Source organism: Faecalicatena fissicatena (genome assembly GCF_016900595.1).
Taxonomy (GTDB): Bacteria; Bacillota; Clostridia; order Lachnospirales; family Lachnospiraceae; genus Claveliimonas; species Claveliimonas intestinigallinarum.
The window spans coordinates 330,885-345,935 of record NZ_JACLYY010000001.1 but is presented as its reverse complement, the minus strand read 5'-3'; the positions used below and the strand labels follow the sequence as shown (position 1 = coordinate 345,935).

The window sequence follows — 15,051 nt, the reverse complement described above, 5'->3', positions numbered from 1 at the left end:
TTATGAGAGAATAATTTTAGGTATGGGTTAAATATCTAACGACCCTGCAAAAATTCCGTACATGCAGCCAAGGGCATGTACGCATATCGAAAGGAGTTTTAAAATGATTTATTCACATGAAGTAGAAATGATGTGTCCGGTAGCTCAGGGTGCAAATCACGGACCGGCTCCGATCCCGGAAGAAGCAAAATGGGTACAGGCTAAAGAGATCAAGGACATCTCCGGTTTTACACACGGCGTAGGCTGGTGCGCACCTCAGCAGGGAGCATGTAAGCTGACTCTGAACGTAAAGGACGGTATCATCCAGGAGGCTCTCGTAGAGACACTGGGATGCTCCGGAATGACGCACTCCGCAGCTATGGCTTCCGAGATCCTGCCGGGAAAGACAATCCTCGAGGCTCTGAATACAGACCTTGTCTGTGACGCTATCAACACAGCCATGAGAGAGCTCTTCCTTCAGATCGTTTACGGAAGAACACAGAGCGCGTTCTCCGAGAACGGACTTGCCATCGGCGCTGGTCTGGAAGACCTCGGAAAAGGACTCCGTTCACAGGTTGGAACCATGTATGGTACATTAGCCAAAGGTCCCCGTTACCTTGAGATGGCTGAGGGATATGTAACAGGTATCGCTCTTGACGAGAACGATGAGATCATCGGATACCAGTTCGTAAACCTTGGAAAGCTGACAGACTTTATCAAAAACGGCGATACACCGAACGACGCCTGGGAGAAAGCCAAAGGTCAGTACGGCCGGGTAGATGACGCTGTGAAGATCATCGATCCCCGCAAAGAGTAATCGCAGGTTATCGCAAAGAATAAAGGTAATAATTCAGGAGGATACATAAATGGCTTTATTTGAATCATATGAAAGAAGAATTGATAAAATCAATGAAGTGTTAAACAGCTACGGCATTGCTTCACTGGAAGAAGCTGAGAAGATCACAAAAGATGCCGGACTGGACGTATACAACCAGATCAAAGGCATTCAGCCGATCTGCTTTGAAAATGCATGCTGGGCTTACATCACAGGTGCAGCCATCGCTATCAAGAAGGGGTGCGAGACAGCTGCAGACGCTGCCGCGGCAATCGGAGAGGGCCTGCAGGCTTTCTGTATTCCGGGATCTGTTGCTGACCAGCGTAAAGTAGGTCTTGGACACGGCAACCTTGGCAAGATGCTCCTTGAGGAGACAACAGACTGCTTCTGCTTCCTGGCAGGACACGAGTCCTTCGCAGCAGCAGAGGGAGCCATCGGTATCGCTGAGAAAGCGAACAAAGTCCGCAAGAAACCGCTCCGCGTTATCCTGAACGGACTTGGAAAGGACGCTGCAAAGATCATTTCCAGAATTAACGGTTTCACATACGTACAGACAGAGTACGACTACTTCACAGGCGAGCTGAAGGAAGTGCAGAGGATTGCCTACTCTGACGGACTTCGCTCCAAGGTTAACTGCTACGGCGCAAACGATGTGCGCGAGGGTGTTGCCATCATGTGGAAAGAGGGCGTAGACGTTTCCATCACAGGTAACTCCACAAACCCGACACGTTTCCAGCATCCGGTTGCAGGAACCTACAAGAAAGAGTGTGTTGAGGCAGGAAAGAAATACTTCTCCGTTGCATCCGGCGGCGGTACAGGACGTACACTCCACCCGGACAACATGGCTGCAGGACCGGCTTCCTACGGTATGACAGACACAATGGGACGTATGCACTCTGACGCTCAGTTCGCAGGATCCTCATCCGTACCGGCTCACGTAGAGATGATGGGTCTCATCGGCGCAGGAAACAACCCGATGGTTGGTATGACTGTCGCAGTTGCCGTTTCCATCGAAGAGGCAAAGAAGGCTGGCAAATTCTAATCAGCCTTTGAAATGAATTGCTCCCCATATGGCGGACACCGGAAAATCCGGAGCTGCCATGTGGGGAGCTTTTTATGTCTGCATATTTATCTGGTTATAAGAAAACTGTATGAACTTGCGCCGGAGTATGATACACTGTAAGCGTCGGCATAAAATCCGGCAAAATATCAGAAGAATTTATGAGAGTGAACAGGAGAGAAGAAAGATGCAGGTCAAAGCGATAACCCCCAGGGGATACTGCAAGGGCGTTGTGCGTGCAATAGAGATGGCAAAAAAGGCAAAGGACGAAAAGAAGCCCATCGTCATCCTGGGCATGATCGTCCATAACCAGTACATTGTGGATGCCCTGAAGGAGATGGGCATTGAGACCATTGATCATCCGGGGAAGACACGTCTGGAGCTTCTGGATGAGATTGATGAGGGGACTGTGATTATCACGGCCCACGGGGCCAGCGATCAGGTGTTTGAAAAAGCTCGCGGCAAGGGACTCCACGTCATCGACGCCTCCTGCCTGGATGTGATCAAGACCCATAATGTGATCAAGACGAGGCTGCAAGAGGGCTTTGAGGTATTATATTTTGGAAAGGCAGGGCACCCGGAGGCGGAGGGAGCTGTCTCTATCGACGCGGAAAGGGTCCACCTTATTACCAGCAAATCTGACCTTGATGGCATAGATCCGGGCAGGTCCTACGTCATCACAAACCAGACTACCATGTCCCTGTACGATGTGCAGGAGCTATGCGAATATGCGGAAAAGCTGCTGCCTTACGTACTCGTCGAGAAGGAGACATGTACAGCCACCAAGATCCGGCAGGAGGCCATCAAAAATATGGACGAGGATGTGGATATCGTGTTTATCGTGGGGGATCCCCACTCCAATAACACCCAGAAGCTGGCCGCCATCGCCCGGGAGAAACGGGAGGTCCACATGATCGAGAGCCTGGAGGATCTGGATGTGGAGCTTTTGAGAGGGAAGAGAAAGGCCGCTGTCTCCTCGGGGGCGTCCACCCCCACCTATCTGACAAACCAGGTCATTGGATTTCTGGAACAGTTTGAGGAAACTGATCCCGCCACTTACCGGAAGCCAGCCACTGACCTGACGAAAATTCTTGACTGACCGGTCATAGAAAGGGAACCTGATGAGAGAAAAGAATTATAACCTGGAACTGATACGCATGGTGTCCTTTGTCCTGGTGATCGCCATACATGTGAGCAATTATTTCTGCCGCGGCTACGGGGAGATCCCGGACAGTGAATACCTCTTTTCGCTTGTGGTGGACACGGCGGCCAGAGTGAGCGTGCCCTGCTTTTTCATGATCACCGGGGCGCTGCTCATGGGGAGGGATGAGCCTCTTGAGAAGCATGTGAAGAGACTGATCCGGTTTTTTACCGTGCTGGTGGTGTGGAGTCTGGTCTACTATCTGTGGAATACCTTTTACATGAAGTCAGATTTTGACCTGCGGACGATCCTCTATGAGCCTGTGGAGGCGCATCTGTGGTATCTGTATGCCATGATACCCATTTACCTGGTCCTCCCGTTCCTGCAGGTGATGTGCAGGAACTTCAGCGTAAAGCTGGAGAAAGCCTTTTTTGTAGTGACTACAGGGACGGTCATTGCCAATTACCTGCTTTGGCTGATGAACGGCGAATTTTACTACGACCCGCCTCTGATCGGGGACCGGGTCTATGTCTATTACCTGTACGCGGGCTACTATCTCTATAAGTACAGGGACCGCATTCGCCTCAGCCAGAGGGCGGCAGCAGCGGTATGCGCTGCGAGTCTTGCCGCCTCCTTTGGCATCACGCTGGCCGCGACGGTGGTACAGGGGGATCACTACGAGGGAGCCCTTACCTATGGCATGCCCTTTATCGTGCTGGCCTCTGCCATGTTTTTCCTCGTTATGCTCAGGCTGAGAGGTGGAAGCCTGCGGCCCGGTGAGAGGGCAAAAAGGGTCATAGATCTCTTCTGCGGGTGCTCCTTTGGGATCTATCTCATCCATATCCTGTTCCTGGACAATTACAAAAAGCATATGGAGCCCTACGATCTGTCCGCCTGGATCGCGGTGCCGGCGCTTGTGGCGAGTATCACAGCCGTATCCTTCCTGTGTGTCTGGCTGCTGCGAAGGACGAAGCTTGGACGGAAGATCACCTGATACCGCAGGCAGAATAGATACACAGAAAAACTGACGCAGCAAAGGAGAAGATTTATGAAATACGATTTTACTTCCATCATGTACCGGTCCGGGAAGGACGCCCTGGCCGTCGATGCCCTGGGTGCCAATCCCATGGCCCCCACGCCGCCGAAGGAGGGATTCGACTTTATCCCCATGTGGGTGGCGGATATGAATTTCGCGACTGTCCCCACTGTTGTGGAGGCGATTACAGAGCGGGCGAAGCATCCGGCCTTCGGGTATTTTGCCCCCAGTGACGCCTACTATGACTCAGTGATCCGGTGGCACAGAGACAGAAACGGTGTCACGGATCTTGCGCCTGCCTGTATCGGCTATGAAAACGGCGTGCTTGGCGGCGTGGTCAGCGCCATAAACGCGTTCTGCTCCAGGGGAGACAATGTACTCCTCCATTCTCCCACCTACATTGGCTTTACCGGCTGCCTGACAGACAATGGCTACAACATAGTCCTTTCCCCGCTGGTTAAGGACGAGAAGAATGTCTGGCGGATGGATTTTGAGGACATGGAGAGAAAGCTTGCGGAACATAAAATCCACGCGGCCATTTTCTGTTCTCCCCACAATCCATGCGGCCGCGTGTGGGAGCGCTGGGAGATCGAGAAGGCCATGGAGCTCTACAGGAAATACGACGTCATGGTCGTCTCGGATGAGATCTGGTCAGACATTATCCTGGAGGGACACAGGCACATTCCCACACAGAGCGTGTCGGAGGACGCGAAGATGCGCACCGTCGCCTTTTACGCGCCGTCCAAGACCTTTAATCTGGCCGGCCTGATCGGGAGCTATCACATTATTTATAATCCCTATATCAGAGACCGGATCGCAAAGGAGTCTTCCCTCAGTCACTACAACAGTATGAACGTACTGTCCATGCACGCCCTCATCGGCGCTTACAGGCAGGAAGGCCGCGAGTGGGTGGATGAGCTGCGCCAGGTCATCACCGGAAATGTGGACTATGCCTGCCGGTTTATCAAGGACCGGCTGGAGGGCCTGGAGGTCAGCCGCCCGGAAGGCACCTACATGCTTTTTGTGGACTGTACAAAGTGGTGCCGGGAGCACGGGAAAACGATCGAGGATGTGGAGCGGGCGGCCTGGGATGTGGGCGTAGGGCTTCAGGACGGCCGCATGTTCCATGGCCCTTGCCATGTCCGTATCAATCTGGCGCTGCCTTTTTCCAGAGTGCAGGAGGCCTTTGAGCGCCTGGCCAGGTACGTCTTCTGTGACTGAATACTTTTAGGCCGAAGATTGACAAGATCCGACAATCTTACTACAATAAAACTATCAGAAATGAGAAGGAAGGGGACGAAGAAATGGCAAGATTTTGTACACAATGCGGAAGAAGACTGGAAGAAGGAGAGGTCTGCAACTGCACGCAGCAGAACCAGAATACTGCACAGAGCCAGAGCACGGCTGTTCCCGGAGCAGGGAGCCAGCAGCAGAGCGGCAGTCAGCAGTATAATCAGGGCATGAACGGCGGCCAGCAGAGCGCACCCTACACAAATTATCAGGGCGGCCGGCAGCAAAATCAGGCGGCAGGCGGGCAGCAGCAATATCAGGGAGCGAATTACCAGCAGTATAACCAGGGCATGAACAGTAATCAGCAGTACGGACAGGGCATGAACGGCGGCCAGCAGTCCCAGTGGGCGGGCATGAACAGCCAGCAGATGAAGCAGATGGGCGCCCAGGCCATGGCGGGAGCCAGGAACATGTTCCGGGAGGTTCTTCCAATCCTGAAGCGCCCAGTGACAGAGACAAGAAGGATAGCCGCGGGCAACTCCCCGCTGGTGGGTCTGGAGCTGATCGGCCTGAAGGCGCTGATCATCCTGATCATTGTCCTGATCGCGGCATCCAGGATCTCCGGAATCTCTAACGGTATGATACAGATGCCTTATTTTAAGCTGATCATACTCACTCTCCTTTTAACCGTGGGAATTGACGCCTTGGAGGCTGTGCTCCTGAATGCGTTCGCCGGCATGTTTAAGGGCAGCACCAACATAAACGCCATGTTCTGCGTGGTGGGAAGCCGGGCGCTCTACGACGGGATTATCGCCATCGTGGCAGGCCTGCTGGCTCCGTTTTTCCTCACCGGCTCCGCCTTTGTCCTTGCGTTCGGCGGTCTGATCCTGCCCTATGTCCAGTACGGGGCTTACCGGTCGGTTGCGCAGGGGGACGATGACAGAAGAGTGTACGCGTTTTTTATCGTGAAGGTGATCTCAGCGCTTGTTCTGTATGTCATTTTCTACCTGATGGCAGCTGACATGCTGACTTCTATGATTGGAAGCGCTATGAGCGGCCTTGGCTCAGGCTTCGGTTCGGGCTTTGGCTCATACTATTAAAAAGGGAGCGTGATCCGGAATGATGGTAAAGCTGAATGACCAGGCCAGGGCATATATGGAAAGGCTGGGCTGGAGCGACCTTGTGCTTGGCGTGGAGGAGTACACCAGCTGATGCGCGCCTCCGTATAAGGAGATCGTGGTAAGTTTTACCCGAGAGGACAGGGAGGCCATGGAGGCGAAGGGCTATGTGGCCGCAGAGAGCGAGGTCGGTAATGTGTATTACCCCGCGGAAGGGGTGAAGACCTCGGAGGAAATAGCCGTGAATTACATAGAGTACCCGTGGCTTACCAGATTTGAAGTAGAAGGGATCGAGCCGTCATAGAGCGGGCGGCAGATGGAAAGAAAACTCTGTGCAGATGAAAAACATCGGATCTGCACAGAGTTTTTTTTTGTTAGGCAGAGACGATGGTAAAATAGTATTTCCGGTCTCCCACAGTGACCCGGAAGACGGTGTCATTGAACGTGCGCTTCCACCTGTACAGGAAGGGCAGGACCTGTTCTACCTCCACATCGTATCCCTCATACATTTCTTCTCTTTGAACGGACACATCCCCGGAGCTGATGCAGAAGAGCCAGAGAGTGTCAATATCAGCGTCATGGCGCCTGGTGGAGCCCGCGTCCCACTGGACCAGATAGTCGTCCACAGGCAGCCGTGTCAGCAGGCCGTCCCTGGCAAATACAGTTGGGTTTAACCAGAAAATAAGCAGAAACAGCAGGATGACCACAGCCAAAAGACACAGCAGTCGTTTTTTCTTTGCTTTCATTTACACCGCCTCCCTGGGGAAAATGGATATCAGGCTTCAACTCTTTCAAAAAGATACTGACAGCACCTCGACCTATGATGTAAAATTATAACACAGAAAGAGGTGAAAGCAATGATTAATTACTCGGAAAACGCACAGAAGCAGTATCACACCCAAGTGGGAGAGGGGGATGTGGGACGATATGTGATCCTCCCCGGGGATCCCAAGCGGTGCGAAAAGATCGCAAAATATTTTGACAGTCCGAAGCTGATCGCGGACAGCAGGGAGTATGTGACCTACACCGGTTATCTGGAGGGGGAGAAGGTGAGCGTTACCTCCACCGGCATCGGCGGCCCGTCGGCGTCTATCGCCATGGAGGAGCTGGTTATGGCAGGGGCGGACACATTTATCAGAGTGGGCACCTGCGGCGGCATGCAGCTTGATGTGAAGAGCGGGGACATTGTGATCGCCAGCGGCGCCATCCGGATGGAGGGAACCAGCAGAGAGTACGCTCCCATTGAGTTCCCGGCGGTGGCGGACATAGGGATCACCAACGCGCTTATAGAGTCGGCGGAGGAGCTTGGGTATCCCTGCCATGTGGGCGTGGTGCAGTGCAAGGACTCCTTTTTCGGCCAGCACGCGCCGGAGACAAAGCCGGTCAGCTATGAGCTTCTGAACAAGTGGGAGGCCTGGAAGCGCCTGGGCTGCCTGGCCTCGGAGATGGAGTCGGCGGCTCTCTTTGTGGTGGCCAGCGCGCTCCGCGTCAGGGTGGGCTCCTGCTTTCTTGTCATGGCTAACCAGGAGCGGGCAAAGGCCGGGCTGGAAAATCCGGTGGTCCACGACACAGACACAGCTGTACGGACTGCTGTGGAGGCTCTGCGCAGGATGATCCGGGCCGGGCGACAGGCCGGCAGGGAGGAGAAAAAGTGACAGAAAGAGGACAGGTGGATAAAAAGCAAATGGATAAAGGACAGATACAGGAGCTGATCAGCGCGGCTATGGTTCAGCTTGAGAAGGCCTACGCACCCTACTCTCACTTTAAAGTGGGGGCGGCTCTTCTAACCAAGGAGGGAAGGATCTACACAGGATGCAACATTGAAAACGCCGCCTACACCCCCACCAACTGCGGGGAGAGAACCGCTTTTTTCAAGGCAGTCAGCGAGGGAGAGCGCCACTTCCGGGCTATCTGCATTGTGGGAGGCATGGACGGTGTGCCGACAGACTACACGGCTCCCTGCGGGGTGTGCAGGCAGGTCATGATGGAGTTCTGCTCCCCGGAGGAATTTGAGATCATACTGGCCAGGGGAGCGGAGGACTATCAGGTGTATAAGCTGAAGGATCTGCTGCCCCGGGGCTTTGGGCCAGGCAATCTGGAGAAGAAGGATCAGTAGAAAGAGAGGACGAAAAAGAGAATGGACAGGATGGAAATATTAAGCCATGTAGACCACACGCTGCTGGCCCAGGACGCTGCCTGGGAGGATATACGGCAGATACTGGACGACGCGGTCGCCTACAGGACCGCCTCCGCCTGTATCCCGGCAGCCTATGTAAAGCGGGCGGCAGATTATGTGGAAGGGAGGCTCCCCATCTGTACGGTGATCGGCTTCCCCAACGGATACAGCACCGCGCAGACCAAGGCTTATGAGGCCCGGGACGCTGTCGCCAACGGAGCGTCGGAGATCGATATGGTGATCCATGTGGGGGCCCTCAAAGATAAGAGATACGATGAGATCGAGGAGGAGATCCGCAGGGTGCACGAGGCATGCCAGGGAAGGATCCTGAAGGTCATTATAGAAACCTGCCTCCTCACAGAGGAGGAGAAGATCGCCATGTGTGACATCGTCACAAGAGCCGGTGCGGAGTACATCAAGACATCCACCGGATTTTCCAGCGGCGGAGCCACCTTTGCGGACGTGGCGCTCCTGAGAAAGCATGTGGGAGAAGGAGTGAAGGTCAAGGCGGCCGGGGGCATCCGCTCCTTTGAGGATGCGGAGAGGTTCCTGGAGCTGGGGGCTGACCGGCTGGGCACAAGCAGGCTGGTAAAACTGATGAAAAACAGTTGATAAAAAAATAAATTGACAGACAAGTGTGTCCGGTGCTATACCAACTACCATAAACCGGAGACGGGGAAGTTGTATTGCCAAACGGTCTGCAGCGAATTCGGGATGGTGGAAGCCGAAGAGATGTCAGTGGCAGTAAGTGGGCCCCGGAGGGCGACGTGAAAGAAAGAGCTTCCGAGTAGCCGAGACGCAAGGCCAGCGTTAGAGGGCCAGGGATGTGATGGCATTCCGGCAGAGTGGGCATATCTATGGGATATGTCAAACAGGGTGGTACCGCAGGTTTTTACCTGTCCTTGAAGTATTTTCAGGGACAGGTTTTTTTATTTTACAGGAAATCTGTCAGCCGGATGCAAGGAAAGACAGTCTGGAGGTGAGAAAATGGATGACAGCTTTATGCTTTATGACCTGAAGGTGGAAGTGGTCGGGTCGGAGAAGCCCATGGTGTGCAGCCACAGGGAGGGAGATTATTTTCTGGTGATCGGAGAAAATCTTGTCTTTCCGGAAAACAATTCCTTTTCCATGTACGCCCTGAGCGCGCTGCTCCCCCTGCTTCCCGCAAAGCAGCGGGTGCTGGATCAGAATGACTGGATGCTCTCGGACAGCGTCATCGCCTGTCCGGACCCGAACTGCGGGGCAAGATTTAAGATTACCCGTATCGGGAAACGGAAATTCAGCCACGGCGCGTGTACAGTGGAACCTCTCTACAGGGAAGAAAATGAAAAGACAGAAAAAGGAGAATACAGACTATGACAGAGAAGATCGAACTTACAGAAGGCTATAAGATAAGCAGAGTGATCAACGGGTGCTGGCAGCTGTCGGAGGGACACAGCATCAAGAATGATCTGGATTTTGACGACGTGATGCGGGCCTTCCACATGCTGGCGGAGAGAGGATTTACTACCTTTGACTGCGGCGATATCTACACAGGGGTGGAGGAGTTCCTGGGAAAATTCGTGCTGGAGCTGAAAAATGGCAGCGGCGTCTCCCCGGCAGACATCCAGATCCACACAAAATACGTACCGGATCTGGATATGCTGGACAAAGTGGATTTCCAGTACACGGAGAAGATCATTGACAGGAGCCTTAAAAGACTGAACCGGGACGTGCTGGACATGGTGCAGTTCCACTGGTGGGATTACGATGTGCCGGGATGCGTGGAGACAGCCGGGTATCTGTGCAGGCTGAAGGAGAAGGGAAAGATCCGCAATATCAGCGTCACCAATTTCGATACAGCCCACCTGGCAGAGCTGGTGGACGCGGGAATTCCGGTAGTCACAAGCCAGACCCAATACTCCGTGTTTGACAGAAGGCCGGAGAAGGGATATCTGGATTACCTGAAGCAGCATCACATTCCTATGCTCTGCTACGGAACCCTGTCCGGCGGATTCCTGGCAGAGAGATGGATCGGGAAGAAGATGGAGGAGCCGGAGACAAGGTCCCAGGTGAAATATATGCAGGTCATCGAGGACTCCCTTGGCTGGGACGGCTACCAGCAGCTTCTTCTCATACTGAAGGATATCGCGGAGAAATACGGTGTAGGCATCTCCCAGGTGGCGTCCCGGTACATTTTGAGCCAGGAGGGTGTGGGAGCAGCCATCATTGGCGTCAGGAACAGCCGCCACGTGGAAGACAATATGCGGATCTTTTCTTTTGAACTCTCCGGGGAAGATATACAGAGGATCCGGAGCTTCCTTGAGCAGTACCCCACAGTAGAGGGGGAGCCCTTCCAGCAGGAGAGGACCGTGGGCTCCAAGTACAGGAGCATCATGTGGATGAACTTAAGCGAGGAAGAGTAGGAGAGAGATACACACAGACATACAGATCATAGGAACAGGAGGTATTATCATGGAGCAGCAGAGAAACACGCAGACAAGGGAAAGACTGGAATTTCGCGGCGGATGGGGCATGGCTTTTCTGCCGGTGGCGATCTTCCTCTTTTTCTGTATCCTGTACTTTGTCGTCTTTAAGGCGTTTGAGATGTACGCGCTTGCCATGGGAGCCTTTGTGGGGCTTCTCGTGGGCGCTGTGTTTGTTAAGAAAGGACAGTATGACCGTTTCTGGGAGGCGGTCTACGAGGGAGCGAAGGAGGCGGTGTCCATCGGCATCCTTCTTCTGATCATCGGCATGTTCGCTTCTATGATCAAGGCCGCTGATATTTCTTCCGGCTTTGTATGGCTGGCAGACTACTTTCATGTTAGCGGCGGGCTCTTTACGGCATTTACCTTTTTTGCCGTCTGTGTCATAGCCACGGCCACAGGATCCTCCCTGGGAACCATGTTTACCTGCTTCCCTATCTTTTACCCGGCAGGCATCCTGCTGGGAAGCAATGCACCAGTGCTGGCCGGAGCCATTGTGGGCGGCGCCATCTTCGGCGATAATCTGGCGCCTATCTCGGATACCACCATCATCTCAGCCGGAACCCAGGAGTACAGGAACCGGCCGGGAACCGCGGATGTGGGAGGATGCGTGTCCACCCGCCTGAAATATTCCCTTGTGGCAGCCACTCTGTCCTTCGCTCTGTTCTGGGCCTTTGGCGGAGGCGGAACAGCAGGGACAGGAGGGGAGGAGATATTGGCCGGAAATATGAACCCGTCCACCCTGATCATGCTCATACCTGTGGCGGTGATGCTGGTGCTCGCGGTGAAGACGAGAAACATTTACAAGGCCATCACAGCCGGCATCCTTCTGGGCACAGTGATCGGCCTGGCATTCAGACTTCTCACCTTTGGTGACGTGATCTCCATTCAGGACGGGGCCCCGGCAGGATTTCTGACAGACGGCATCAGCGGTATGATGGCTACGGTAGTTCTGGTGCTCTCCGTGTACGGCATCATGGGTGTGCTCACAGCGGCAGGCGTCCTGGACCGGATCGCGGAGACAATCCTGTCGAGCCGCCTCGGAAAGAGCGCAAGAGGCGCGGAGGTGGCCATGATGCTTGGCATCTCCGTCACCACTCTGATCTTCGGCGGGGTGACCAGCGCATCCATGGCGACCTTTGGAAAGATCCAGAATGAGATCGGCAAGCGGGCCGGGCTTCATCCATACCGCCGGGCCAACCTGCTGGACGGCTTTGCCAATGCCATTGTGCTGAATGTGCCCTTCCTGAGCGTGTTTGTCTTCATAGGCACCTCCCTGACAGAGGGCTACGACATAGCGGCGCCCCTCACCGTCACACAGGTGGGAGGCAGCATGTTCTACAGCATGATGCTGTTTCTCGTCCTTCTTTTTTCTGTCATCACAGGATGGGGCAGAGATTTTGAGGGGGAGAATGGCGAGCCTGTTAGAGCGAAGACCCTGACAGGAGAGAAGGCGGCCGGGCGGAAGAGCGCCCTGGAGGCTTAAGGAAGAAAATGATTGGAGAGAACCCCCGGATAGTTGCCGGGGGTTCATTTGTCAGCCGTCCATTTTATTATTTCCTCTTTCACCATATCTCAACCATATTCGATCAATATATCAGCAGACAATTGGTGCGCCGGATTTCTGAAAGAATGTCTTTGGTGGAGATGGTCAGTTCACTTTTCAGCTTGGAATCTTCTTTTAAGGGACTTAAGGAAAAGATAACCTTAAAAGAGGTGGGACTGCGGAGCGACTCGGAAAGTCCCAATAAAAGTCCATTGGATGTCCCATGGGTATGAAAGGGAGATTTCGCATAAATATAGATCTGATCCGAAACATTGTGGGGATTATCCAGTCGCATTGTGACATGTGAATCATAATAGTTTATACTGCCATAGTAAATGAAAGCTGATTTCGAATAGTTTTTTGTGCTTTCAATATCGTAATATAAAATGATTTTGTCACTGGCTTTTTCTGTTTCATATTTGTCCTTTACAATTTTCAGAGCACATACATAAAATTTTTTGTCCACTCCGAAATAGGAATACATATAAAAGAGATCCGACTGCTGAAAGAAATTGCCGGATGAAAGAAAATTGGTATTCGTCGGAGCTGCTGACCTGTCGAAATCCACAAGCTGATTTACTGTTATGTTCAAAGCGTCTGCTATTTCAAAAAGAGTTTCTATATCTAATACAATTTTTCCGGATTCATATTTGGATAATGTGGAAGGACTTTTTAATATAAGCTTGGAAAATTCTTCTAACGAAAGATGACGCTGCCTGCGGAAAAATTTAATTCTTTCTCCAATTTTCTGACTTACTGACACAAAAATCCCCCTTTTCAACAATAATATCTGGTTTTTGCTGGAACATTGATGTATTTTATTATTTTATCTGTTAATTGAAAAAAATACAACAAAGATTGATTTAAAATGCTTATGAAAGTGAAAATAATTAAAAAATAGGTTTATTTTAAATTTTAATAGACAAAAACAATAAAAAATTTCGTTTAGAGAAAAAAATAATAAATAAATTGGATTTTGAGGAGAATTCCGATGAATAGAAAAGGGATAAAAGTTTGTTTATAATATAACAAAGATCTTTAAAACATCCTTTTAAAAAGTATACCTGCAGATATGTAAAGAGGAATCGCAACACAGAAAAGGAAAGCAAGATACGAGAGAAGGAGGAATGTGATATGGAGCAGAACACCCAGGCAGGATATAAGAAAAACAGAATTATCATTCTGTTGATTGCTCTGGCAGGAATGAGTGTTTATCTTTTGCCATATTTTCGCAGCTACTATTATGACGCATATTTAGCATACTTTGGTATTAATGATATGCAGATGGGTATGCTGGGAAGCGCATATGGAGCATTGGCAATCGTGGGATACTGTTTAGGAGGCTGGGTGGCAGACCGGGCTCCGCTGAAGATTGTTGTCCCTGGATCTCTGATCGTAACAGGAGTAGCTGGATTAATTCTTCTTTTAAAACCGCCATTTCCTGTACATGTAGCTGTTTACGCAATATGGGGAATCACGACAATACTGACCTTCTGGAATCCCCTTATGAAGGTTCTGCGAAGCTTAAGCCGGCCGGAAGAGCAGGCAAGAGGATATGCTCTGTTTGACATGGGGCGTGGTATTTTAAACTTCGCATCCGGTATTGTAATCATGGCAGCTTTTACTGCGGCCTGCCGCGTTGTAGGTGATCATGCAGGTATGACCGGACTTATCATATTTTATGATTTAGAGGCTATTATCGTAGGTATTATCTGCTATTTCGCACTCAGGAACAGACTGCCTGACTTTACAAAGGAGAAAGGCGGGAAAAAATCCAACTTTGGACGGGAAGTGCTTCATGCGCTTAAAATGCCTACAACCTGGATGCTGGTCATCATCATGTTTGCTACATACGGTGTTATTATAAGCTATACATATGTTGTGCCTTACTGTACAGCGGCCTTCGGTATGTCAGCAGCTTTGGCAGGTATTATGGGATATGCGGCAAATGGATTTCGATTTGCGGGCTGTTGGATTGGCGGCCAGATAGCGGACCGAAAAGGATTATCCGCCATGATGCTGGCAGATATAGCACTGATGATGGTTGGTGTGGCCGGTCTGATGCTGATGCCCCAGTCCATGAATTTTATGTGGCTGCTGATCTTGTTTATTGCCATTTTGTGTATGTCCATGTATTCAGCTCAGGCTCTGCATTATGCCGTTATGGAGGAAGGAAGTTATCCGGTTGAGACGATGGGCGCGGCAACATTTATCATAACGCCGCTTGGCTATGGCGCTGAAAGTGTGATGCCTCTGTTTAACGGATGGTGCCTTTCTACATTTGACGGCGTGCTTGGATACCGTTACATGTTTGGCGGTTTTTTGGTACTTCTAGCTATTGGATTTATCGCCTGTCTCATTTTCAGAGCATGTACAAAGGAGCGTAGAGCTGAGCTTGCACGGCTGAGAAAAGAAGACAAAAATAAGTAACTTTTGAACGTCTTGTATCTGGAAAGGATTGGAGG

At 51.7% G+C, this 15,051-nt stretch carries 16 protein-coding genes; 14 read left to right on the top strand and 2 right to left on the bottom strand.

The features are described from left to right. Window positions 1–103 precede the first annotated feature (103 nt). The 7 genes from H7U36_RS01725 to H7U36_RS01695 all read left to right on the top strand — a co-directional run bounded on the left by H7U36_RS01725 (window position 104) and on the right by H7U36_RS01695 (window position 6,703). Window positions 104–796, top strand: coding sequence for an iron-sulfur cluster assembly scaffold protein (locus H7U36_RS01725; protein WP_033125472.1), 693 nt, complete (start codon window positions 104–106; stop codon window positions 794–796). 49 nt (window positions 797–845) lie between these two features. After that, window positions 846–1,856 (top strand): GGGtGRT protein, encoded by a 1,011-nt coding sequence (locus tag H7U36_RS01720; RefSeq protein WP_033125473.1) that lies wholly within the window; start codon window positions 846–848, stop codon window positions 1,854–1,856. A gap of 205 nt (window positions 1,857–2,061) precedes the next feature. After that, the gene (locus tag H7U36_RS01715; protein ID WP_205147503.1) at window positions 2,062–2,973 is read left to right on the top strand and encodes a 4-hydroxy-3-methylbut-2-enyl diphosphate reductase; all 912 of its coding nucleotides are present in this window, start codon (window positions 2,062–2,064) and stop codon (window positions 2,971–2,973) included. A 22-nt stretch (window positions 2,974–2,995) separates the two neighbouring features. Next, window positions 2,996–4,009, top strand: a complete 1,014-nt coding sequence (locus H7U36_RS01710) for an acyltransferase (protein ID WP_205147504.1) — start codon at window positions 2,996–2,998, stop codon at window positions 4,007–4,009. A 54-nt stretch (window positions 4,010–4,063) separates the two neighbouring features. Continuing rightward, window positions 4,064–5,272 (top strand): MalY/PatB family protein, encoded by a 1,209-nt coding sequence (locus tag H7U36_RS01705; protein ID WP_205147505.1) that lies wholly within the window; start codon window positions 4,064–4,066, stop codon window positions 5,270–5,272. A gap of 83 nt (window positions 5,273–5,355) precedes the next feature. Continuing rightward, window positions 5,356–6,381: a hypothetical protein gene (locus tag H7U36_RS01700; protein WP_191428033.1), complete on the top strand. Its 1,026-nt coding sequence runs from the start codon at window positions 5,356–5,358 to the stop codon at window positions 6,379–6,381. Between the two features lie 136 nt (window positions 6,382–6,517). Next, a complete protein-coding gene (locus H7U36_RS01695) occupies window positions 6,518–6,703 on the top strand; it encodes a hypothetical protein (protein WP_033125478.1) in 186 nt (61 codons plus the stop codon). 70 nt (window positions 6,704–6,773) lie between these two features. On the opposite strand, the gene H7U36_RS01690 is transcribed toward H7U36_RS01695, so the two are convergent. Then, a complete protein-coding gene (locus H7U36_RS01690) occupies window positions 6,774–7,145 on the bottom strand; it encodes a hypothetical protein (protein WP_138303311.1) in 372 nt (123 codons plus the stop codon). A gap of 111 nt (window positions 7,146–7,256) precedes the next feature. Here H7U36_RS01690 and udp point away from each other — a divergent pair, with 111 nt between their 5' ends. The 6 genes from udp to H7U36_RS01660 all read left to right on the top strand — a co-directional run bounded on the left by udp (window position 7,257) and on the right by H7U36_RS01660 (window position 12,526). Then, window positions 7,257–8,054: a uridine phosphorylase gene (gene udp, locus H7U36_RS01685; RefSeq protein ID WP_033125480.1), complete on the top strand. Its 798-nt coding sequence runs from the start codon at window positions 7,257–7,259 to the stop codon at window positions 8,052–8,054. Window positions 8,055–8,083: 29 nt separating this feature from the next. Beyond that, window positions 8,084–8,515, top strand: a complete 432-nt coding sequence (locus tag H7U36_RS01680; RefSeq protein WP_138303324.1) for a cytidine deaminase — start codon at window positions 8,084–8,086, stop codon at window positions 8,513–8,515. A 21-nt stretch (window positions 8,516–8,536) separates the two neighbouring features. Then, window positions 8,537–9,187 (top strand): deoxyribose-phosphate aldolase, encoded by a 651-nt coding sequence (gene deoC / locus H7U36_RS01675; RefSeq protein WP_205147506.1) that lies wholly within the window; start codon window positions 8,537–8,539, stop codon window positions 9,185–9,187. A gap of 375 nt (window positions 9,188–9,562) precedes the next feature. Further along, window positions 9,563–9,934: a TIGR04076 family protein gene (locus H7U36_RS01670; RefSeq protein WP_205147507.1), complete on the top strand. Its 372-nt coding sequence runs from the start codon at window positions 9,563–9,565 to the stop codon at window positions 9,932–9,934. Further along, the gene (locus tag H7U36_RS01665; protein ID WP_205147508.1) at window positions 9,931–10,980 is read left to right on the top strand and encodes an aldo/keto reductase; all 1,050 of its coding nucleotides are present in this window, start codon (window positions 9,931–9,933) and stop codon (window positions 10,978–10,980) included. Before H7U36_RS01670 ends, H7U36_RS01665 begins: the two co-directional genes overlap by 4 nt. Before the next feature lie 49 nt (window positions 10,981–11,029). Continuing rightward, window positions 11,030–12,526, top strand: coding sequence for a Na+/H+ antiporter NhaC family protein (locus H7U36_RS01660; RefSeq protein ID WP_033125484.1), 1,497 nt, complete (start codon window positions 11,030–11,032; stop codon window positions 12,524–12,526). A gap of 103 nt (window positions 12,527–12,629) precedes the next feature. On the opposite strand, the gene H7U36_RS01655 is transcribed toward H7U36_RS01660, so the two are convergent. Continuing rightward, complete coding sequence (locus H7U36_RS01655) at window positions 12,630–13,349, bottom strand: helix-turn-helix domain-containing protein (RefSeq protein ID WP_205155627.1); 720 nt, start codon at window positions 13,347–13,349, stop codon at window positions 12,630–12,632. A 371-nt stretch (window positions 13,350–13,720) separates the two neighbouring features. Between H7U36_RS01655 and H7U36_RS01650 the strand changes: the two genes are divergently transcribed. After that, window positions 13,721–15,016: an MFS transporter gene (locus H7U36_RS01650; protein ID WP_205155626.1), complete on the top strand. Its 1,296-nt coding sequence runs from the start codon at window positions 13,721–13,723 to the stop codon at window positions 15,014–15,016. Window positions 15,017–15,051: the final 35 nt, after the last annotated feature.